Here is a 24697-nt window from a genome sequence, read left to right on the forward strand (position 1 = left end):
CATGACCCAACCCGACAACCTCTCCCTGGTGCAGCGTTTCATCCGCCTGCCGCTGGCACAGCGCCAGGCCTTCCTGGACAAGCTGCGCAGCAAGAACATGAGCTTCTCGGCGCTGCCGATACCGGTGACGCGCCACGAGTTCCCCTCGCTGGAGCTGTCCTACGCCCAGGAGCGCCAATGGTTCCTCTGGCGCCTGGACCCCGACAGCGCCGCCTACAACATGCCTACCGCCCTGAGGCTGCGGGGTGCCCTGGATGCCGAGGCGCTGCAACGCAGCGTCGACGGCCTGCTCGAACGCCACGAGGTCCTGCGCACGGTGTTCGTCGAGGACGGGCAGGGCCTGCGCCAGGTGGTGGTCGAGGCCGGCCGCCTGGCGATCGAGGTCCAGGCCCTCGAAGGCGCTGTCGACGAGGGGGCGATCAAGGCGTTCGTCGATGACGAAGTCGCCCGCCCGTTCGACCTGCAGCGGGGGCCGCTGGTGCGGCTGAAGCTGCTGAGGCTGGCCCAGGACGACCATGTGCTGGTCCTTACCCTGCACCACATCGTTTCCGACGGCGCCTCCTCGCAGGTGATGGTCGAGGACCTGATCGAGCTCTATCTCGCCCATGCCAGCGGTCGCGCGGCTGCGCTGGCGCCGCTGCCGATCCAGTACGCGGACTACGCGATCTGGCAGCGGAAGTGGATGGAAGCCGGCGAGCGTGAGCGCCAGCTGGCCTACTGGACCGAACGGCTGGGCGATGCCGGCAGCGTGCTGTCGCTGCCGGCCGACCGTGCCCGACCGCTGGTCCAGAGCCATCGCGGTGCGCGCCTGGACCTGCAGCTGGAGACCGCGCTGGCCTCGGCGTTGCGCGAGCTGGCCCAGCGCCAGGGGCTGACCCTGTTCATGGTGCTGCTGGCATCGTTCCAGGCCCTGCTGCACCGCTACAGCGGGCAAGCGGACATCCGCGTCGGCGTGCCGATCGCCAACCGCAACCGCGTGGAAACCGAGCGCCTGATCGGCTTCTTCGTCAATACCCAGGTGCTGGATGCGGATATCCGTGGCGACATGCCTTTCACCGATCTGCTGGCGCAGGTCAAACAGGCCGCCCTGGGTGCGCAGGCGCATCAGGACCTGCCGTTCGAGCAGGTGGTGCAGGCCCTGGCCCCCGAGCGTCAGCTCAGCCATGGCCCGCTGTTCCAGGTGATGTTCAACCACCAGACCAATGCGGCGGGCCAAGCCCTGCAACTGCCGGGGCTGCGGGTGGAGAGCCTGGACTGGAGCGCCCACACTGCCCAGTTCGACCTGACCCTGGACACCCTGGAAACAGCCGGCGAACTCACCGCCTCGCTGACCTACGCCACCGACCTGTTCGATGCAGACACTGTCTCGCGCCTGGCCGGCCATTGGCTCAACCTGCTGCGCGGCATCGTCGCCGACCCGCAGTGCCGTGTCGGCGAACTGCCGCTGCTCGATGCCGAGGAACGCCAGGCGAACCTGCAGCAGTGGAACCCGGCGGCCCGTGATTTCGACGTCACCCAGTGCGCCCACCAGCGCATCGCCGAGCAGGCACGCCTGCGCCCGGAGGCCATTGCCCTGCGCTTCGAGGCACAGACCCTGAGCTACGGTGAACTCGATGCCTGGGCCAACCGCCTGGCTCACCAACTGATCGAGCGCGGCGTGGGCCCGGATGTGCGGGTGGGCCTCGCTGTCGAACGCAGCCTGGAAATGGTGGTGGGCCTGTTGGCGATCCTCAAAGCCGGTGGCGCCTATGTGCCCCTGGACCCGAGCTACCCCGAGGACCGTCTGGCCTACATGATCGAGGACAGCGGCATCCGCTTGCTGCTGACCCAGCCCGAGCTATTGCAGCGCCTGCCGATACCGGCGGCGGTGGATGCATTGCTGCTGGAGGGCGCGACGGGCTACCCCGAGCACGAGCCGCAGGTGGCGATGTCGCCGGCCAACCTGGCCTACGTGATCTACACCTCCGGCTCCACCGGCAAGCCGAAAGGCACGCTGCTGCCCCACAGCAACATCATGCGGCTGTTCCAGGCCACCGAAGGCTGGTTTGACTTCGGCCCCCAGGACGTCTGGTCGCTGTTCCATTCCTATGCCTTCGATTTCTCGGTGTGGGAAATCTTCGGCGCGCTGCTCTACGGCGGCGAGCTGGTGATCGTGCCCCACGACGTGAGCCGTTCGCCGCAGGACTTCCATGCCCTGCTGGCGAGCACCGGCGTCACCGTGCTGAACCAGACGCCTTCAGCCTTCAAGCCGCTGATGCAGGTGGCGTGTGCCGATTCGCGCCCCTTGGCACTGCGCTATGTGGTGTTCGGTGGCGAGGCCCTGGACGTGCACAGCCTGCGCCCCTGGTTCGAACGTTTCGGCGACACCGCGCCGCAGCTGATCAACATGTACGGCATCACCGAGACCACGGTGCACGTCACCTACCGGCCGTTGTCCCTGGCGGACCTGGAACATGACGCCAGCAGCCCGATTGGTGAGCCGATTCCGGACCTGTCCTGGTACCTGCTCGACGGCGATCTCAACCCCGTGCCCCGTGGCTGCATCGGTGAGCTCTATGTAGGTCGCGCCGGCCTGGCGCGGGGCTACCTGAACCGTGGCGACCTGACCGCACAGCGTTTCATCCCCGACCCCTTCGGCGAGCCGGGTGCGCGCCTGTACCGCACCGGCGACCTGGCGCAGTACCGCAGCGACGGCGTCATCCAATACGTGGGACGGATCGATCATCAGGTGAAGATCCGTGGTTTCCGCATCGAGCTGGGCGAGATCGAGGCGCGCCTGGCCGCACTGGATGCCGTGCGCGAGGCCGTGGTGCTGGCCCATGAAGGGCCGACCGGCACCCAGCTGGTGGGCTACGTGTTGCCAACGGACCTCGTGGAGGATGCCGCAGCACTGCGTGACGCCCTGAAAGCCGAGCTGAAGGCCGAGTTGCCGGACTACATGGTGCCGACGCACCTGCTGTTCGTGGAGCACTGGCCGCTGACCGCCAACGGCAAGCTGGATCGCAAGGCGCTGCCGCAACCGGATGCGAGCCAGGCGCAGCAGCACTACGTGGCGCCGCAAAGCGAGCTGGAGCAGCGCCTGGCGGTGATCTGGCAGGACGTGCTGAAGCTGGAGCGGGTAGGGCTCAACGACAACTTCTTCGAGCTGGGCGGGCACTCGTTGCTGGCCACCCAGATGGTGTCGCGGATTCGCCAGGAGCTGGGGCTCGACCTGCAGCTTCGCCAGCTGTTCGAGAATGCCGACTTCAAGGCCTGCGTGAAGGTGCTGGAACAATCCGCAGGTGTGCAGACCCTGTCCATTCCACGGGTGGATCGCGGGCAGAGCCTGCCGCTGTCCTATGCCCAGCAGCGCCAGTGGTTCCTCTGGCAGATGGAACCGGGCAGCGCCGCCTACCACATTCCTGCAGCGCTGCGGATCGAGGGCGAGCTCGACATCGAGGCATTGCAACGGGCCTTCGCGGACCTGGTGCAGCGTCACGAAAGCCTGCGCACCACCTTCGTCCAGAGCGATGGGCAGGCCCGTCAACTGATCCACCCCGACCTGCCGTTGGTGCTGTCGCCCGAGGTGGAAGAGGGCGCAGACGAGGCGTACATCCGCGCCTTCGTGCAGAAGCAGGTCAGCGAACCCTTCGACCTCGAGAAGGGCCCGCTGCTGCGGGTCGGCCTGCTGCGCATCGCGCCGCAGGCGCATGTGATGGTGCTGACCCAGCACCACATCGTCTCCGATGGCTGGTCGATGCAGCTGCTGGTGCAGGAGCTGATGGAGGGCTATGGGGCCCATGGCCAGGGCCTGGCAGTGCGCCAGGACGCCTTGCCCATCCAGTACGCGGACTATGCCGCCTGGCAACGCCAGTGGATGGAGGCGGGTGAGCGCGAACGCCAGCTGGCCTACTGGACCGCCGCCCTGGGCGACGAGCACCCATTGCTGGAGCTGCCCACCGACCGCCCACGCCCGGCCCAGCAGAGTTTCGCCGGTGCCCGCCTGGCCATCGAGCTGCCGCCGGCATTGGCCGGGCAACTCGCCCAGCTGGCGCAGCGCGAGGGCGTGACCCTGTTCATGGTGCTGCTGGCCTCGTTCCAGGCGCTGTTGCATCGCTACAGCGGGCAGGCGGATATCCGCGTCGGCGTACCGATCGCCAACCGCAACCGCGTGGAGACCGAGCGCCTGATCGGCTTCTTCGTCAACACCCAGGTGCTCAGGGTCCAGGTCGATGGGCAGGTGCGCTTCGCCGATCTGCTCGGGCAGGCCCGGGATGCGGCGCTGGGCGCGGAAGCGCACCAGGACCTGCCCTTCGAACAACTGGTGGATGCCCTGCGTCCGGAGCGCAGCCTGAGCCACAGCCCACTGTTCCAGGTGCTCTACAACCACCAGAGCGCCGGTCGTGAGGCGCTGCCGTCCCTTCCCGGGTTGACGCTGAAAGCGCAGGACTGGGACAGCCACACCGCCCAGTTCGACCTGACCCTGGACACCCTGGAAGCAGCCGGCGAACTCACCGCCTCGTTGACCTACGCCACCGACCTGTTCGATGCAGACACTGTCTCGCGCCTGGCCGGCCATTGGCTCAACCTGCTGCGCGGCATCGTCGCCGACCCGCAGTGCCGTGTCGGCGAACTGCCCCTGCTCGATGCCGAGGAGCGCCAGGCGAACCTGCAGCAGTGGAACCCGGCGGCCCGTAATTTCGACGTCACCCAATGCGCCCACCAGCGCATCGCCGAGCAGGCGCGCCTGCGCCCGGAGGCCATTGCCCTGCGCTTCGAGGCGCAGACCCTGAGCTATGGCGAACTCGATACCTGGGCCAACCGCCTGGCTCACCAACTGATCGAGCGCGGCGTGGGCCCGGATGTGCGGGTGGGCCTCGCTGTCGAACGCAGCCTGGAAATGGTGGTGGGCCTGTTGGCGATCCTCAAAGCCGGTGGCGCCTATGTGCCCCTGGACCCGAGCTACCCCGAGGACCGCCTGGCCTACATGATCGAGGACAGCGGCATCCGCCTGCTGCTGACCCAGCCAGCCTTGCTGCAAAGCCTGCCGATCCCGGCGGCGGTGGATGCGCTGATGCTGGAGGGCGCAACGGGCTACCCCGAGCATGAGCCGCAGGTGGCGATGTCGCCGGCCAACCTGGCCTATGTGATCTACACCTCCGGCTCCACCGGCAAGCCCAAGGGCACGCTGCTGCCCCACAGCAACATCATGCGGCTGTTCCAGGCCACCGAAGGCTGGTTCGACTTCGGCGTACAGGACGTCTGGTCGCTGTTCCATTCCTATGCCTTCGATTTCTCGGTCTGGGAGATCTTTGGCGCGCTGCTCTACGGCGGCGAGCTGGTGATCGTGCCCCACGACGTGAGCCGTTCGCCGCAGGACTTCCACGCGCTGCTGGTGAGCACCGGTGTCACCGTGCTCAACCAGACGCCCTCGGCCTTCAAGCCGCTGATGCAGGTGGCGTGCGCCGATTCGCGCCCCTTGGCACTGCGCTATGTGGTGTTCGGTGGCGAGGCCCTGGACGTGCACAGCCTGCGCCCCTGGTTCGAACGTTTCGGCGATACCGCGCCGCAGCTGATCAACATGTACGGCATCACCGAGACCACGGTGCACGTCACCTACCGACCGCTGTCCCTGGCGGACCTGGAGCATGACGCCAGCAGCCCGATTGGTGAGCCGATCCCGGACCTGTCCTGGTACCTGCTCGATGGCGATCTCAACCCCGTGCCCCGTGGCTGCATCGGCGAGCTCTACGTAGGCCGTGCCGGCCTGGCGCGGGGCTACCTGAACCGGGGCGACCTGACCGCACAGCGTTTCATCCCCGACCCCTTCGGCGAGCCCGGTGCGCGCCTGTACCGCACCGGCGACCTGGCGCAGTACCGCAGCGATGGCGTCATCCAATACGTGGGACGGATCGATCATCAGGTGAAGATTCGTGGTTTCCGTATCGAACTGGGCGAGATCGAGGCGCGCCTGGCCGCACTGGATGCCGTGCGTGAGGCTGTGGTGTTGGCCTATGAAGGGCCGACCGGCACGCAGCTGGTGGGCTACGTGCTGCCAGCGAGTCCGCTGGAGGATGCCGGGGTATTGCGTGACGCCCTAAAAACCGAGCTGAAGGCCGAGTTGCCGGACTACATGGTGCCGACGCACCTGCTGTTCGTGGAGCACTGGCCGCTGACCGCCAACGGCAAGCTGGATCGCAAGGCGCTGCCGCAACCGGATGCGAGCCAGGTGCAGCAGCACTACGTGGCGCCGCAAAGCGAGCTGGAGCAGCGCCTGGCGGTGATTTGGCAGGACGTGCTGAAGCTGGAGCGGGTAGGGCTCAACGACAACTTCTTTGAACTGGGCGGCGACTCGATCATCTCCATCCAGGTGGTGAGCCGCGCCCGTCAGGACGGCATCCGCATCACGCCCAAGGACCTGTTCCAGCACCAGACCATCCAGGCACTGGCCGGCGTTGCGCAGGTGGGCGACGAAGCGTTCGTCGTGGACCAGGGGCCGGTCCTGGGCAGCACGCCCTTGCTGCCGATCCAGCAAGCCTTCTTCGCCGAGCCCATCCCCGAACGCCATCACTACAACCAGTCGGTGTTGCTGGCCCCGGCCAGCCCGTTGCAGCCCGGGGTGCTGGAGCAGGCCCTGCGCAGCCTGGTCAGGCATCACGATGCCCTGCGCCTGAGCTTCGTCGAGGGCGTGGAAGGCTGGGAAGCTACCCACCGTGACCTCGACCGCCAGGAGCAGGACTGGGCACACGCCAGCCTGCTCTGGGAGGCCCGTGTCGCGGATGCCGCCGCCCTGGACGCGCTGCTCGAGCGGGCCCAGCGCAGCCTGGACCTGCAGGACGGCCCGCTGCTGCGCGCGGTGCTGGCCACCCTGGCGGACGGCAGCCAACGCTTGCAGCTGGTGGTCCACCACCTGGCGATCGATGGCGTCTCCTGGCGCATCCTCTTCGACGACCTGCAGGCCGCCTACCGCCAAGTGCAGGGCGGCGAGCCGGTGCGGCTGCCGTCCAAGACCAGTTCGGTCAAGGCGTTCGCCGAGCAGATGCAGCGCCATGCCCGCAGCGAAACCCTGCAACGGCAGCTGGGGTTCTGGCAGGAGCACCTGCAGGACGCTTGTGCCGAACTGCCCTGCGAACACCCGGATGCACCCCGTGAGGCGCGCCTGGCGCACACCCTGTTCACCCAGCTGGGCCGGGAGGCGACCCGTCGCCTGTTGCAGGAGGCCCCCAAGGCCTACCGCACCCAGGTCAACGACCTGTTGCTCACCGCGCTGGCACGGGTGATCTGCCGCTGGACCGGGCAGCCGAACACCCTCATCCAGCTGGAGGGCCATGGTCGCGAGGAGCTGTTCCCCAACATCGACCTGACCCGCACCCTCGGCTGGTTCACCAGCCTGTTCCCGGTGAAGCTCACGCCGGCGGGCGCCCTGGCAGCGTCGATCAAGGCGATCAAGGAGCAGCTGCGGGCCGTTCCCGACAAGGGCACGGGCTTCGGTGTGCTGCGCTACCTGGGGGACGAGAGCGCCCGTGCCGCGCTGCGGGCGCTGCCCGAGCCGCGCCTGACCTTCAACTACCTCGGCCAGTTCGACGGCAGCTTCGACGACAGCCAGGCGGCACTGTTCCGCCCGGCCCGCGAGGGTTCCGGCGCCGACCACAGCCCGCTGGCGCCCCTGGGCAACTGGCTGAGCCTCAACGGCCAGGTGTACGACGGCGAGCTGAGCCTGGGCTGGACCTTCAGCCGCGAGCAGTTCGACGAGCAGACGATCCAGCGACTGGCCGATGACTATGCCGCCGAGCTGGAGCAGCTGATCGAACACTGCGCCCAGCCGATCAACCAGGGCGTGACGCCCTCGGACTTCCCCCTGGCCGGGCTTGGCCAGGGGCAGCTGGATGCGCTGCCGGTTTCCGCCCGCGAGGTCGACGACCTCTACCCGCTGACGCCGATGCAGCAGGGCATGCTGTTCCACAGCCTGTATGAGCCGGGCACCGGCCACTACATCAACCAGATGCGCCTGGACATGCAGGGGCTCGACCCCGAGCGTTTCCAGCGGGCCTGGCAGGAAGCCGTGGAGGCCCACGACATCCTGCGCAGCCGGTTCATCTGGGAGGGTGGCCTGGAGCGACCGCTGCAGGTCGTCCAGCGCCAGGTCGAGGTTCCCTTCGCACGGCACGACTGGCGTGGCCGCGATGACCTGGCCACCGCGCTCGATGCCCTGGCGACCGCCGAGCTGGAGCAGGGCTTCGACCTGGCCCGTGCGCCCTTGCTGCGCCTGGCCCTGGTGCAGGTCGGCGAAGGCGCCTGGCACCTGGTCTACACCCACCACCACATCCTCATGGATGGCTGGAGCAATTCGCAGCTGCTCGGCGAGGTGCTGCAGCGCTATGCGGGGCAGCAGGTGGTGCGCCAGGGTGGGCGCTACCGCGACTACATCGCCTGGCTGGCGGGGCGCGACCCCGTCGCCAGCGAAACCTTCTGGCGCGGCCAACTGGCGGCCCTGGACGCGCCGACCCGCCTGGCCGGGCCGGACCAGCCGCGCGCCTCCCGGGCCGACGAGCCCAGCCACGACAGCTTCCACCGCTCGCTTTCGCGGGAGGAATGCCAGCGCCTGGGCGAGTTCGCCCGGCAGCAGAAGGTCACGCTCAATACCCTGGTGCAGGCCGCCTGGCTTTTGCTGCTGCAACGCCACACGGGGCAGGACGGCGTGGCGTTCGGCGCCACGGTGGCCGGTCGCCCGGCCGAACTGCGGGGCATCCAGGAGCAGATCGGCCTGTTCATCAACACCTTGCCGGTGATCGCCAGCCCGCGCCCCGAGCAACCCCTCGTCGACCTGCTGCAGGTGTTGCAGGCGCAGAACCTGGCGCTGCGCGAGCACGAGCACACGCCGCTGTACGACATCCAGCGCTGGGCGGGGCAGGGCGGGGACAGCCTGTTCGACACCTTGCTGGTGTTCGAGAACTACCCGGTCTCCCAGGCGCTGCAGGACAGCGCACCGGACGGGCTCGGCTTCGGCGCCCTGGGCAACCGGGAACAAACTAATTTCCCGCTGACCCTGGCCGTTCATCTGAGTGACATCCTCAACCTGCACTTCACCTATGCCAACGCTTGCTACTCCCGCGAATCGATCCAGGGCCTCGGTGACCAGATGGTGCACCTGCTGATGCAGATGCCCGGTTCGAACGCCCAGCGTCGTCTCGGCGAGTTCGGCCTGCTGGACGCGCCGATGCACACCCGCGTGGTGGAGCAGTGGAACGCCACCGAGACCGCGCCGCGGGATGCGCGCCAGGTGCACCAGTGGGTGGCCTTCCAGGCACATCGCCAGCCCCAGGCCGTGGCCGTGCTGGCAGAGGGGCAGAGCCTCACCTACGGGCAGCTCAACGCCCAAGCCAACCGCCTGGCGCACCTGCTGATCGAACGCGGCGTGGGCCCCGATGTGCTGGTGGGGCTCGCCTTGCAGCGAGGGCCGCTGATGGTGGTCGGGCTGCTGGCGATCCTCAAGGCCGGTGGCGCCTATGTGCCGCTGGACCCGGCCTACCCGCAGGACCGCCTGGCCTACATGGTCGAGGACAGCGGCATCGCCCTGCTGCTCAGCGAGCGCGCCCTGGAGGCGCGGTTCGCCGACAGCGGCGTGAGCTGCCTGGCGCTGGATGGCCTGGACGAAGCGCTGGCCAGCCGCGACGAGCGCGACCCGGCGGTTTCGCCGGACGGGCAGAACCTGGCCTATGTGATCTACACCTCCGGTTCCACCGGGCGCCCCAAGGGCGTCGGCATCCGCCACAGCGCGCTGAGCAACCACATGGCGTGGATGCAGGACCGCTTGGCGCTGCAGGCCGAGGACCGCGTGCTGCAGAAGACCGCGATCAGCTTCGACGCCTCGGTCTGGGAATTCTGGCTGCCGTTGATGAGCGGTGCGCAGCTGGTCCTGGCGAGCCCGTACCTGAACCTCGACCTGACCCGTCTCTGGGCCGAGGTGGCGCGCTGGCGGATCAGCGTCCTGCAGCTCGCCCCCTCGCTGCTGCAGGCCCTGCTGCCCCTGGCCCGGCGCGAGCAGCTGGTCACCCTGCGCCTGTTGCTCTGCGGCGGCGAGGCCCTGGGCCAGCACCTGGCGGACCAGGCGATGGCACTGTTCGACGGTGAGCTGCACAACCTCTACGGGCCGACGGAAGCCACCATCGACAGCACCAGCCACCTCGTGGCAGCCGCCGAGGGTGACGAGCGCCGCACGGTCGCCATCGGCCGCCCGCTGGGCAACGTGCGCACCTATGTTCTCGACTGCGCGCTGCAGCCCTGTGCCATTGGCGCCGTGGGCGAGCTGTACATCGCCGGCGATTCGCTGGCCCGTGGTTATCACCAGCGACCGGCGCTGACCGCCGAGCGCTTCATACCCGACCCCTTCGCCCGCAGCGGTCGCGAGGGCGGGCGGCTGTACCGCACCGGGGACCTGGTGCGCTACGCCGCGGATGGCGTCATCGAATACATCGGGCGCATCGACCACCAGGTCAAGGTCCGTGGCCTGCGCATCGAACTCGGCGAGATCGAGGCCCGCCTGCGGGCCCAGCCGGAGGTGCGTGAAGCCGTGGTCCTGGCCCCGGATGGCCAGGCCCTGGTGGCCTATGTGGTCGCCGAGGAAGGTGCGCTGGAGCCGGCCGAAGCGGTGCTCGGCGAACGCCTGAAGGCGCGCCTGGCCGATCACCTGCCGGACTTCATGGTGCCCGGCCAGGTGGTGTTCCTGGACCGCCTGCCGCTGACCACCAACGGCAAGCTGGATCGCAAGGCACTGCCGGCGCCGGATGCCCGCCCGCTGCAGGTGGCCTACGTGGCACCCGGCAGCGAGCTGGAGCTGAAGGTCGCCGCCATCTGGCAGGACGTGCTGAAGCTCGATCAGGTCGGGCTCGGCGACGATTTCTTCGAACGGGGTGGGCACTCGTTGCTGGCGGTGAACGTGGTGTCGCGCCTGCAACTGGAGCTGGGCATGAGCCTCACCCCGCAATTGATATTCCAGCACCCGGTACTTGGGGACTTCGTCGCCCAGCTGCAACAGACCGGGGCGCCAACGAGTACGTCGACATTGAGCAGGCTCGAGGCCCTGCTCGATGAAATGGAGGAGGTTTGATGGACAACACGGTTGCTTTACGCATCGCCAGGCGCTTCATCACGTTGCCACTGGAGAAGCGCAGGCAGTACCTGCAGAAGATGCGTGAAGAAAACGTGTCGCCGGCGAACCTGCCGATCCCGCCGGTGAGCGATGCGTTCGACAGCCTGCCGCTGTCCTTCGCCCAGGAGCGCCAATGGTTCCTCTGGCAGCTCGACCCGGACAGCGCCGCCTACCACATGCCCACCGCCCTGCGCCTGCATGGCGCGCTGGATGTGGCGGCGCTGGAACGCAGCTTCAACGCCCTGGTCGCGCGGCACGACAGCCTGCGCACCACCTTCGTCCAGGACGGTGAGGCGACCTTCCAGCGGGTCGGCTCGCCGGCACCGCTGACGCTGGTGGCCGAGCCCCTGGCGCAGGTGCCGGATGCCCAGCAGCTGCGCCAACTGATCGAGGAGCAGACCGAGCAGCTCTTCGACCTGCAGAACGGGCCGCTGCTGCGCGTCCGCCTGTTGCGCCTGGCCGATGACGATCACCTGCTGATCGTGGTGCTGCACCACATCGTCTCCGATGGCTGGTCGATGCAGGTCATGGTGGAGGAGCTGGTCACCTTCTATGCCGGCTTCAGCCGTGGCCAGGCGCCCGAGTTGCCGCCGCTGCCGATCCAGTACGTCGACTACGCCATCTGGCAGCGGCACTGGATGGAGGCGGGCGAGCGCGAGCGGCAGCTGGAGTACTGGACGGGCCTGCTCGGCGGCCGGCAGCCGGTGCTGGAACTGCCCACCGACTTCCCGCGCCCGGCGGTGATGAGCTACCGCGGCGCGCGCCTGGAGGTCGCGCTGGACGACGGCCTGTCATCCGGGTTGAAGCAGATGGCCCAGCGTGAGGGCGTCAGCCTGTTCATGCTGCTCCTTGCGTCCTTCCAGGCCCTGCTGCACCGCTACAGCGGGCAGGACGACATCCGCGTCGGCGTGCCCACCGCGAACCGCAACCGGGTGGAGACCGAGCGCCTGATCGGCTTCTTCGTCAACACCCAGGTCCTGCGCAGCGAGGTCGACGGCCAGGCGCCGTTCCGCGCGCTGCTGCAGGACGTCAAGCAGGCGGCGCTGGGGGCCCAGGCCCACCAGGACCTGCCGTTCGAGCAATTGGTGGAGGCGCTGCAACCGGAGCGCAACCTCAGCCATACGCCGCTGTTCCAGGTGCTGTTCAACCACCAGACGGAGGGCCCTGCACGCGGGGCGCCGGTGGCTGGGCTGCGGGTCGAGGGGCTGCAGGGCGAGACCCGCACGGCGTCGTTCGACCTGACCCTGGAGACGCTCGAGCATCCCGACGGCATCAGCGCCTCCATGACCTACGCTACCGATCTGTTCTGCGCCGCCACGGTGGAGCGCATGGCCGGCCATTGGCTGAACCTGCTGCGCGGCATCCTGGCCAGGCCGGAGCAGGCCGTCGGCGAGCTGCCGCTGCTGGATGCGAGCCAGCAGCAGGCGATGCTGGTGGAGCTGAACGACACGGCGGTCGCGCTGCCGGAGGCGCGTTTCGTCCATGAGCTGTTCCAGGCCCAGGTGACGCGTGATCCCGACGCCATCGCCCTGGTGATCGGCGGAGAACGACTGGGCTACGCCGATCTCAACCTCCGCGCCAATCGCCTGGCCGGCCGGCTGGTCGAGCTGGGCGTGGGGCCGGACGTGCTGGTGGGGCTCTCGGTGGAGCGCAGCGTGGACATGCTGGTGGGGCTGCTCGCCATCCTCAAGGCCGGCGGCGCCTACCTGCCGCTGGACCCGGCGTTCCCCGAGGATCGCCTGGCCTACATGATCGAGGACAGCGGCATCGAGCTGCTGCTGACCCAGCGCGCGCTGGCCGAGCGCCTGCCGGTACCGACGACGGTGCGGGCACTGCTGCTGGACGAACTGGGCGACTCGCTGGATGCCTTCCCCGACGCGGACCTGCCCACCCGGATCGAAGCGGAAAACCTCGCCTACACCCTCTACACATCGGGCTCCACCGGGCGCCCCAAGGGCGTGATGGTGCGCCATGGCGCGCTGACCAACTTCGTCGCCAGCATGGCCCGTGTTCCGGGCGTCGTGGCCGGGGACCGGGTGCTGTCGCTGACCACCTTCTCCTTCGACATCTTCGGCCTGGAAATCTACGTGCCCCTGATGGTCGGCGCGCGCATCGTGCTGAGTGGACCCGAGGTCGCCCAGGACCCCTACGCGGTACTGGACCTGGTGGAACGCGAGCAGGTGAACGTGCTACAGGCGACGCCTTCGTCCTGGCGCATGCTGCTGGACAACGAGCGGGCAGAGGTCCTGCGTGGCTGCACCTTCCTCTGTGGCGGCGAGGCGCTGCCGCGAGAGCTGGCGGCCCGCATGCTGGCCCTGGGCGGCGAGGTGTGGAACCTCTACGGGCCGACCGAGACCACCATCTGGTCGGCCATCCACGGTCTTGGCCAGGAGGCCCCCGAGCCCTGGCTGGGACGCCCCATCGACAACACCGCGCTCTATGTGGTCGGCGCCGACCTGTCCCCCGTGCCCCATGGCGTGGCCGGTGAACTGCTGATCGCCGGCGACGGCCTCGCGCGCGGTTACTTCCAGCGCCCGGGGCTGACCGCCGAACGCTTCATTCCCAATCCCTTCAAGGCTGGGGAGCGCCTGTACCGTACCGGCGACCTGGCCCGTATCCGTGCCGACGGCATCATCGAGTACCTGGGCCGCATCGACCACCAGGTGAAGATCCGTGGCTTCCGCATCGAACTGGGCGAGATCGAGGCGCGCCTGCAGGAGCAGGACGAGGTGCGCGAGGTCGCCGTGGTGGCGCAGGACGCCCCGGGCGGGCAGGTGCTGGTGGCCTATGTCGTGCCCCGCGACATGCCGGCTGCCGAAGATGCCGACGCCCAGGCCCGGCTGCGTGACGGCCTCAACGACCGCCTGCGCCTGAAGCTGCCGGACTACATGGTGCCCGCGTACACGGTGCTGCTGGAGCGCTTCCCCCTCACGCCCAACGGCAAGCTGGACCGCAAGCAACTGCCCAGGCCCGATGCGCGGCAATGGCAGAAGGCCTATGTGGCGCCGCGCACCGAACTGGAGCGGACCATCGCCGAGGTCTGGGCGCAGGTGCTTCGCGTCGACCGGGTCGGCGTGCACGACAGCTTCTTCGAACTGGGCGGGCATTCGCTGCTCGCCACCCAGGTCATGGCGCGCCTGCGCCAGGCCCTGCAGGCCCAGGTACCGCTGCGCCTGCTCTTCGCCCATCCCGAGCTCGATGCCCTGGCGCGTGCCCTGGAAGCGGACATGCAGCCGGTCGAGCAACCGATCCCCCGGGTTTCCCGGGAGCAGCCGCTGGAACTCTCCCATGCCCAGCAACGGCAATGGATTCTCTGGCAGTTGGAGCCCACCAGCAGCGCCTATCACATCCCGGCGGCCCTGCGCCTTCGCGGCGCCCTGGACCTGCCCGCGCTGGAGCGCAGCTTCGCCGCCCTGGTCGCGCGCCATGAAAGCCTGCGCACCACGTTCGTGCTGGACGGCGAGCGGCCCCTGCAGGTGATCCACCCGGCGGCACCGGTGGTGATCGAGGTCGAGGCGCTGGCCGCCGACGCGAGCGACGAGGCGATACGGGCGGCGGTGGAGACCGAGACCCGGCGCCTGTTCGATCTGCAGGCCGGCCCGTTGCTGAGGGTGAAGCTGTTGCGGCTGGCCGAGGACGACCATGTCCTGGTACTCACCCAGCACCACATCGTTTCCGATGCCTGGTCGATGCGCGTGATGATCGACGAGACGCTGAAACTCTATGTCGGCCACAGCCAGGGCCAGCCCGTAGCGCTGCCGGAGCTGCCGATCCAGTACGCCGACTACGGCCACTGGCAGCGGCGCTGGCTGGAGGAGGGCGAACAGGCCCGCCAGCTGGCCTACTGGAGCGCGCAACTGGGAGGCGAGCAGCCCGTCCTGGAGCTGCCGACGGACCGGCCGCGCCCGGCACAACAGAGCTATCGCGGCGCGCGCATCGCCATCGCCCTGGAGCCGAGCCTGGCGGTTGCCCTCAAGCAACTGGCGCAGCGCGAGAACTGCAGCCTGTTCATGGTGCTGCTGGCCTCCTTCCAGGTGCTGCTGCACCGCTTCAGCGGGCAGGGCGATATCCGTGTCGGCGTGCCGATCGCCAACCGCAACCGCCTGGAGACCGAAGGCCTGATCGGTTTCTTCGTCAATACCCAGGTGCTCAAGGCCCAGGTCGACGGCCACGCGCCCTTCGCGACGCTGCTGCGCCAGGTGCGCCACACCGCCCAGCAGGCCCAGGCGCACCAGGACCTGCCCTTCGAACAATTGGTGGAGGCGCTGCAACCGGCGCGCAACCTGAGCCACAGCCCGCTGTTCCAGGTGATGTTCAACCACGGCGGCGAGGTGCAGCGCGAGGTCACGTCCCTGGCCGGCCTGGCGCTGGAAGAGCTCAGCTGGGATGCCGGCACCGCGCAGTTCGACCTGACGCTGGACACCTTCGAGTACGAGGCGGGCCTTTCCGCCGCGCTGTCCTACGCGACCGACCTGTTTGACCGCGCCACCGTGGAGCGCATGGGGCAGCACTGGCTGAACCTGCTGCGCGGCATCGTCGCCAGCCCCAGCCAGGCCGTCGGCGAGCTGCCGCTGCTGGACGCCGGGCAGCGTCATCACATGCTCTACGAGTGGAACCGCACCGGCGCCCACTACCCGAACCACCAGCCGGTCCATCACCTGATCGAGGCGCAGGCGGCGGCGAAGCCCGCGGCCTGTGCGCTGGTCTTCGCCGGCCAGGCCCTCAGCTACGGCGAGCTCAACGCGCGGGCCAACCGCTGGGCGCACCGCCTGATCGAACAGGGCGTGACCGCCGACTCCCTGGTGGGGATCTCGGTGCACCGCAGCCTGGACATGGTCGTGGGCCTGCTGGCCATCCTCAAGGCTGGCGGCGCCTATGTGCCGCTGGACCCGGAATACCCTCGCGAACGCCTGGCCTACATGATCGAGGACAGCGGCATCGAGCTGCTGCTGACCCAGGCCGGGCTGCAGGATCAGCTGCCGATACCCGGTGGCGTGAAGACCTTGCTGCTGGACGATGGCGAGGCGCGGTTGCAGGGCTACCCGGCCGGCAACCTCGAGGTGCCGCTCGCCGCCTCGAACCTGGCCTATGTGATCTACACCTCCGGCTCCACGGGCAAGCCCAAGGGCGCGGGCAACAGCCATGGCGCGCTGACCAACCGCCTGTGCTGGATGCAGGACGCCTACGGGCTCGGCGAAGGTGACAGCGTGCTGCAGAAGACGCCGTTCAGCTTCGACGTTTCGGTCTGGGAGTTCTTCTGGCCGCTGATGTACGGCGTGCGCCTGGTGGTCGCCGAGCCGGGTGCCCACCGCGACCCCGCGCAGCTGATCCGGCTGATCGAGGACGAGGCCATCACCACCCTGCATTTCGTGCCCTCGATGCTGCAGGCCTTCCTGCTGGACGAGAACGCGGGGCGCTGCCGCAGCCTGACCCGCATCGTCTGCAGCGGCGAAGCCCTGCCGGTGGATGCCCAGCAGCAGGTGTTCGCCCGGTTGCCCGGCGCCGCCCTGTACAACCTGTATGGCCCGACGGAAGCGGCCATCGACGTGACGCACTGGACCTGCCGCGACGAAGGGCGCGAGGCGGTGCCGATCGGCGAGCCCATCGCCAACCTGATGACCTACATCCTCGACCCCGAGCTGAACCCGGTGCCGGTCGGCGTCAGCGGCGAGCTCTACCTCAGTGGCCAGGGCCTTGCCCGTGGCTACCATCGCCGCCCCGCGCTGACCGCGGAGCGCTTCGTGGCCAGCCCCTTCGTGGAGGGCGAACGGCTGTACCGCACCGGTGACCTGGCCCGTTACCGCGCCGATGGCGTCATCGACTACCTGGGTCGTATCGACCACCAGGTGAAGATCCGTGGCCTGCGTATCGAGCTGGGCGAGATCGAAGCGCGCCTGCTGGACCATGACGGCGTGCGCGAGGCCGTGGTCGTCGCCCTGGACGGGCGCAGCGGCAAGTACCTCAGCGCCTACCTGGTCCTGCAGGGAGAAACGCCGGACTGGCCGCTCCTGCGTGAGCAACTGGTCGCGCACCTCCAGCGCACCCTGCCCGAGCACATGGTGCCGCCGCACATCACCGCGCTGGAGCGCATGCCGCTGAGCCCCAACGGCAAGCTGGATCGCAAGGCGCTGCCGGTTCCGAGCCTGGACGAGGCGCAGAGCGCCTATGTGGCACCCGGCAGCGAGGTCGAGCGGACCCTGGCGGAAATCTGGCAGGCGGTGCTCGGCGTGCCCGAGGTGGGCATCACCGACAACTTCTTCGCCCTGGGTGGCGATTCGATCAACTCGATCCAGGTGGTCAGCCGCGCCCGCCAGCGGAGCATCGTCCTGGCGCCTCGCGACCTGTTCCTGCACCAGACCATCCAGGCCCTGGCCCAGGTCGCCCAGCAGGGCGACGCGAACCTGGCGGACCAGGGGCCGGTCACCGGAGAGAGCCTGCTGCTGCCCATGCAGCAGGGCTTCCTCGCCAGCGAAATCGCCCAGCCGCAGCACTGGAACCAGTCGATCCTGCTGACGCCGCGCGAGCCGCTCGACGTCGCGCGGCTAGGTGCGGCCCTCGAAGCGGTCGTCGCCCATCACGATGCATTGCGCCTGCGCTTCCACAAGACCGCCAGCGGCAGCTGGAAGGCCCGCCACGCGGTCGTGGCTGCGCAACCGCTCGAGGTCTGGCAAGGCACCGCTCGCGATGCCGATGAGCTCGTCGCCCTGGCCAACCGTGCGCAACGCAGCCTGGACCTGCAACAGGGGCCGTTGCTGCGTTGCAGCCTGATCGACATGGCCGATGGCAGCTCGCGCCTGCACCTGGCCATCCACCACCTGGTGGTGGATGGCGTGTCCTGGCGCATCCTCCTGGAAGACCTGCAGAGCGCCTACGAGCAGCTGTCGCGCGACGAGGCTGTGAAGCTGCCGGCCAAGTCGACGGCATTCAGGACCTGGGCCGAGCGCCTGCACGACCATGCGGGAAGCGATGCGCTGGAGCGGGAGCTGGCCTACTGGACCAGCCGCCTCGACCAGCCCCTGCCGGAGTTGCCCAGGGCGAACCCCGAAGGCAGCCAGGCCTCCGCGCATGGGCATTCGGTGAGCCTGTCGCTGAGCGTCGAGCAGACCCAGCGCCTGCTCAAGCAGGCCCCGTCGGCCTATCGCACCCAGGTCAATGACCTGCTGCTCAGCGCGCTGGCCACGGCCGTCTGCCAATGGACCGGCCAGCCGGCCTGCCTGGTGGAGCTGGAAGGCCACGGCCGCGAGGAGATCTTCGACGGCATCGACCTGAGCCGCACCGTCGGCTGGTTCACCAGCCTGTACCCGGTGCTGCTGACCCCTTCGGAGAACCCGGGGGAATCGATCAAGCGCATCAAGGAGCAGCTGCGGGCCGTGCCGGACAAGGGCCTCGGCTATGGCGTGCTGCGCCACCTGGGCGCGCCGGATATCCAGCAGCGCCTGGCCGGGCTGCCCCAGGCCCGTATCACCTTCAACTACCTGGGCCAGTTCGACCAGAGTTTCGACGAGCAGGCGCTGTTCGTGCCGGGCGAGGAGGGCAGCGGTGACGGCCACGGCGACGATGTGCCCCTGGGCAACTGGCTGACCATCAACGGCAAGGTCTTCGATGGCCGCTTGAGCCTGGACTGGACCTTCAGCCGCGAGGTGTTCGACATCGCCGTGATGGAGCGCCTGGCGGGCGCCTATGGCGCTGCGCTGGAGCGGCTGATCGACCATTGCTGCGACGAGGGCATCCAGGGCCTGACGCCGTCCGACTTCCCGCTCGCCGGCCTGAACCAGAAGCAGCTGGATGCGCTGCCGGTAGCGGTGCCGCAGATCCAGGATGTGTACCCGCTGTCGCCGATGCAGGAAGGCATGCTGTTCCACAGCCTGGCCGACGACGCCACCGGGCTGTACGTCAACCAGATCAGCCTGCCCGTCGAGGGCCTCGACGCCGAGCGCTTCGCCTGGGCCTGGGAGCAGGTGATCGCCCGCGAGGATATCCTGCGGACCAGCTTCCACTGGCAGAGCGGCTCGAGCGAGCCGGTGCAGATCGTCCACCGCCATGTGGCGCTGGACCTGCGGCAGGAAGACTGGCGGCAGCGCGAGCAGGGCGAAGAGGCCCTCGCCGAGCGCGCGGAGGCCGACTACCGGGAAGGCTTCGACCTGGCGCAGGCACCCTTGCAGCGCGTGTTGCTGCTGCGCCTGGACGAGCAGCGCCACCAGCTGATCTGGACCTGCCACCACATCCTCATGGACGGCTGGAGCAGTTCGCGGCTGTTCGGCGAGGTCATGCAGTTCTATGCCAAGGGCCAGGTCGCGAGCCGCAACGGGCCATACCGGGACTTCATCGCCTGGCTGAAGCGGCAGGATGGGAACAGCCTGGAGTCGTTCTGGCGGGCACGCCTGGGCGAGCTGGAGCAGGCCACCTTCCTCGGCCAGTCGGTCTTCCCCCGGCATGTGCAGGACCTGCCCGGCCACGACGCCCTGTACACCCGCTGGGACGAGGTGCAGACCCGCCGCCTGCAGCAGGCCTGCCGCGACCTGCACATCACCCCCAACACCCTGATCCAGGGCGCCTGGCTGCTGCTGTTGCAACGCTTCACCGGCCAATCCACCGTGGTGTTCGGCGCCACCGTGGCGGGGCGCCCGGCCAGCCTGGCCAACGCCGACAGCATCCTGGGCCTGTTCATCAACACCCTGCCGGTGATCCAGACCCTGCGGGCGGAGCAGCCCCTGGTGCAATGGCTGCAGCAGCTCCAGGCGTACAACCTGGAGATCCGCGAGCACGCCCACGCCCCCCTGGCGGATATCCAGCGCTGGTCCGGGATGGGCGGCCAGGGGCTGTTCGACAGCATCCTGGTGTTCGAGAACTACCCGATCGACGAACGCCTGGGCGAGGAGAACGACACCGGCCTGAGCTTCGGTGCGTCCCGCAACCACGATGTGACCAACTTCCCCATGGACCTGGCGGTGCACCTGGGGGACCGGCTGTCCATCGAGTACCTGTTCCTGCGCAATGCGTTCAGCGTCGAGGCGGTGGAGCGTATCCGCGTCACCATGGAGCACATGCTGGAAGTGCTGATCGCCTCGCCGGACGTGGCCCTGGGCAACCTCGCGCTGCTGCCGCCCGTGCAGCAGCAGGCCTTCGCCCAGTGGAGCGCGGCGCCCGTGGCCGATGAACAGCCGACGGCACTGCTGCCCGAGCTGATCGCCCGCCACGCCGCCGAGCGCCCGGACGCCGTGGCGCTGGTCTGCGGTGAGCGGCAACTGTCCTATGGCGAGCTGGCGAACCTTTCGGACCGGTTGGCCCACCGCCTGCTGGCGCTTGGCGCAGGCCCGGAGAACGTGGTCGGCGTGGCCCTGGAGCGCTCGGTGGAGACGGTCGTGGCCTTCCTGGCGGTGATGAAGAGCGGGGCGGCCTATGTCCCCCTCGACATCGACTACCCGGCGGAACGGCTGGCCTTCATGATCCAAGACTCCGCCATGGCGCTGCTGGTGAGCCACAGCGACGTGCAGGAGCGGTTGCCCCGGGTGGATGGCCCGCAGGTGTTGCTGCTGGATGGCTTCGACGAATGGGCCGGCAGCACCGAGCCGCTGCACAGCGGCCTGCTGGCGCAGAACCTGGCCTACCTGATCTACACCTCCGGCTCCACCGGGCGGCCCAAGGGCGTCGCGGTGACCCATGGCCCGCTGAGCATGCATTGCCAGGCGATCGCCAGGCTGTACGAGATGGAGGCCGCGACCCGCGAGCTGCACTTCATGTCGTTCGCCTTCGACGGGGCCCATGAGCGCTGGCTGAGCACCTTGTTCAGCGGTGGCACCCTGGTCATCCGCGACGGTGCACTGTGGACGCCCGAACAGACCTTCGAGGCCCTGCACCGGCACGCCATCAGCATCGCCTGCTTCCCGCCGGCCTACCTCAAGCAGCTGGCCGAATACGCGGAGCAGAGCGGGCTGACCCCGCCACCGGTGCGCGTGTACTGCTTCGGCGGCGACGCGGTGCCGGACCAGACCTTCGAGCAGGTGAAGGCCGCCCTGCGTCCCCGTTACTTCACCAACGGCTACGGGCCGACCGAGACCGTGGTCACCCCGATGCTGTGGAAGGTGCCGGCCAGCACCCGCTGCGAAGCCGCCTATGCGCCCATCGGGCGCGCGGTGGGGCAGCGCACGCTCTATGTGCTGGACGAGAACCTCAACCCGTTGCCACCGGGAATCGCCGGCGAGCTCTACATCGGTGGCGAAGGCGTCGCCCGTGGCTATCACCGTCGTGCCGGGCTCAGCGCCGAGCGCTTCGTGCCCGATCCTTTCGGCAAGCCGGGTGATCGCATGTACCGCAGTGGCGACCTGGTGCGCCGCCGCGCCGATGGCGTGCTCGACTACGTCGGCCGCATCGATCACCAGATCAAGGTACGGGGCTTCCGTATCGAGCTCGGTGAGATCGAGGCCTGCCTGCGCCAGTCGGGCGATGTCGGCGACGCCCTCGTGGTCGCCCGTGACAGCGCTTCGGGCAAGCAACTGATCGGCTACGTGGTGACGCCGGGCGGCGAGCCCATCGGCGACCGCCTGAAAGCCGAGCTGCGGGCCAGCCTGCCGGACTACATGGTGCCGGCGCAGATCATCTGCCTGCCGCGCCTGCCGGTGACGCCCAACGGCAAGCTCGATCGCCAGGCGCTGCCGGAGCCCGAGTTCAAGGGCACCCAGTACGTGGCCGGGCGGACCCGCGACGAGCAGTTGATGGCGCAGGTCTGGGCCGAGGTGCTGCAGGTGGAGCAGGTGGGCATCACCGACAACTTCTTCGAGCTGGGGGGCGACTCCATCCTCAGCCTGCAGGTGGTGTCGAGGGTGCGTAACCACCCGGAGCTGAACATGGAGCTGAAGCTGCGGGACCTGATGCGCCACCAGACCATCGAGGCGATCTTCGGGCAGCGACCGGTTGCGGATCAGCCCCAGGCGGACACCACCCAGGTGGCTGCCGAAGGCCAGTTCAACCTGATTCCGATCCAGCAGTGGCTGTTCGACGAGCGCATGGAAGAGCCTCACCACTTCAACCAGGCGTTGATGTTGCGCGCACGCCAGGCATTGAACCTGGCGGCCCTGGAGCTGGCGCTGCGCAGCATCGTCCAGCAGCACGACGCCCTGCGCTTGCGCTTCACCGAGGTTGGCGGGCGCAACCTGCAGCACTACCAGCCGTTGGCGGAGATGCAGGCGCTCTGGGCGTCGGAGCCCTTGCTCTGGCAACGGGAGGTCGTGGACGAGGCGGAGCTGGAACTGTTCGCCGAGGAGGTCCAGCGCAGCCTGGACCTGCACGACGGCCCGGTCTGGCGCACCGCCCATGTGGCCATGGCCAACGGCGAGACCCGGGTGCTGATGGTGATCCATCACCTGGTCATCGACACCGTCTCCTGGCGGGTGCTGCTGCAGGACCTGCAGATGGCCTACGAGGCCTACGACAGGGGCGAGGCGCCAAGCTTCCCGTTCCGCACCAGCAGCTACCGTGCCTGGGCGGAAGGCCTGGGCGCCTATGCCGAGAGCTTCCCGGCCGAGGAGCGGGACTACTGGCTCGCGCAGGCGCGCCAGCCGGGCAGCGAGCTGCCTTGCGACAACCCGCGGGGCAAGAACCAGGTGCGGCACCAGGCGGTGGCCCACCTGACCCTGTCCGAGGTGCACACCCAGCAGCTGCTCAAGCAGGTGCCGGCGGTCTATCGGACGCAGATCAACGACGTGCTGCTGGCGGCCCTGGGCCGCGTGCTGTGCCGTTGGAGCGGGCAAGCCTCGGCGCTGATCCAGCTGGAAGGGCACGGGCGTGAGGACCTGGTGGCCGACATCGACCTGAGCCGCACCGTCGGCTGGTTCACCAGCATGTTCCCGGTGCGCCTCACCCCGGGGCTGGACGACGACATTGGCGCTTCGGTCAGGGCCGTGCAACGCCAGTTGGCGGCGGTGCCGAACAAGGGGCTCGGCTATGGCGTCCTGCGCCACCTGAGTGGCCCGGAGGTCGCCGCGCAGTTGAGCGCCGCCCCCCAGGCGCGGGTCACCTTCAACTACCTGGGGCAGTTCGACCAGAGCTTCGACGACAAGGCCATGCTGGTGCCGGCGGCCGAGAGCTATGGCAGCTGCTACAGCCCCATGGCCGCACTGGGCAACTGGCTGGAAATCGTCGGGCAGGTGTACGACGGGCAGCTGGCCTTGCGCTGTGTCTTCAGCAATCGCCGCTACCGCGTCGAGACCGTCGAGCAACTGATGCAGGCCTACCAGGCCGAACTGGAGGCGCTGATCGAGCACTGCGTCGCGCAGGCGGCCTAAGTATTCGTTGCGGTCCTTCGTACTGCTGGGGGGCGCCACCTGCGTGGCCCCTCCGTTGGATGTACCCCTTGATCAAGGAACCATGCGATGCCATTGCATCCAGAGCTGAACGCCTTCCTCGACCTGGCGGAAGAAAGCCAGGCCAGTGGCCCCGGGCCTTTCCATGTGTCGTCCCCGCAACAGGCCAGGGAGGCCTTCGAACGCACCACCTTGCAGTTGCGCTGGGCCGCGCCGCAGGGCGTGCGTTCGACGGATTTCGAGTTCCACAGCCGGGATGGCGCCTCGCTGCCCCTGCGCCTGTACCGGCCGTCCACTGCCAGCGGAACGCTGCCCGTCCTGGTGTATTTCCACGGCGGCGGCTACGTGGTCGGCAGCCTCGACTCCCATGACGGCGTGTGCCGCGAGTTCTGCGAGCGGACGCCGTGCGCGGTGCTTTCGGTCGGCTATCGCGTGGCGCCCGAGCACAGGTTCCCGACCCCGCTGAACGACGGTGCCGATGCGCTGGCCTGGCTGGCCGCCCATGCCGGGGAGCAATCCCTGGATCTCACCCGCGTGGTCTTCGGCGGCGACAGCGTCGGCGCCACCCTGGCCACGGTGTTGGCCCTGGAGGCGGCGCGCTCGGCGGAGGCGGTCATCAGGCCCTGCCTGCAGCTCCTGTGCTACCCGGTTACCGATGCCTCGGCCAGCAGCTCGTCGATGCAGCTGTTCGGTGAGGGCTACCTGCTGGAAAGCGAAACCCTGGAGTGGTTCTACCGGCATTACGCGCGGGAGGCGGCCGACCGGCTCGATTGGCGCTTCTCGCCGTTGCTGGCGACCGACCATGCCGGCGTGGCGCCGGCGGTGATCGCCCTGGCGGGGTTCGACCCGCTGCTGGACGAGGGGCGGGCTTATGCGCGGCGCCTGCAGGAGCAGGGGGTTGCGGTACAGGTGCTGGAGTTCGAGGGGCTGATCCACGACTTCCTGCGCCTGCGCAGCGTGGTGCCGGATATCGACGACGTCTACGCGCAGCTGGTGTCCGCCTTGCGCCAGGCGCTGGCGCGTTGAGCCGGCGATAGCCCCCGGCTCTGTCGGCGTTAGCTGTTGTGGCTTTAATGCAAGCGCTCAAACATGGCTATTTCCGGGCACCCAAGGGTTCGTGCCACCTCCACCGCATGGGTTTCGCTCCGCTCTACCCATCCTACGAAAGTCCGTGCGCACCACGTGGTAATGCTCTGGGCGAAGAAAGTTGGAGCAGCCGCCAACGCCCCTCCAGGAGGCCGAACGCAGTCGTTGCGCCGGGGGACGAGCG

At 68.7% G+C, this 24697-nt stretch carries 3 protein-coding genes; all 3 read left to right on the plus strand.

Annotated elements, in window-relative coordinates; genetic code table 11:
* Nucleotide 1: 1 nt before the first annotated feature.
* The 3 genes from PI990_RS14665 to PI990_RS14675 all read left to right on the plus strand — a co-directional run bounded on the left by PI990_RS14665 (nt 2) and on the right by PI990_RS14675 (nt 24453).
* Nucleotides 2-11086, plus strand: a complete 11085-nt coding sequence (locus PI990_RS14665; protein WP_271661092.1) for a non-ribosomal peptide synthetase — start codon at nt 2-4, stop codon at nt 11084-11086.
* The gene (locus PI990_RS14670; RefSeq protein ID WP_271661093.1) at nt 11086-23409 is read left to right on the plus strand and encodes a non-ribosomal peptide synthase/polyketide synthase; all 12324 of its coding nucleotides are present in this window, start codon (nt 11086-11088) and stop codon (nt 23407-23409) included. The genes PI990_RS14665 and PI990_RS14670 overlap by 1 nt, the downstream gene beginning before the upstream one ends.
* A gap of 87 nt (nt 23410-23496) precedes the next feature.
* Nucleotides 23497-24453: an alpha/beta hydrolase gene (locus PI990_RS14675; protein ID WP_271661094.1), complete on the plus strand. Its 957-nt coding sequence runs from the start codon at nt 23497-23499 to the stop codon at nt 24451-24453.
* Nucleotides 24454-24697: the final 244 nt, after the last annotated feature.

Source organism: Pseudomonas sp. TUM22785 (genome assembly GCF_028198105.1).
Classification (GTDB): Bacteria; Pseudomonadota; Gammaproteobacteria; order Pseudomonadales; family Pseudomonadaceae; genus Metapseudomonas; species Metapseudomonas solani.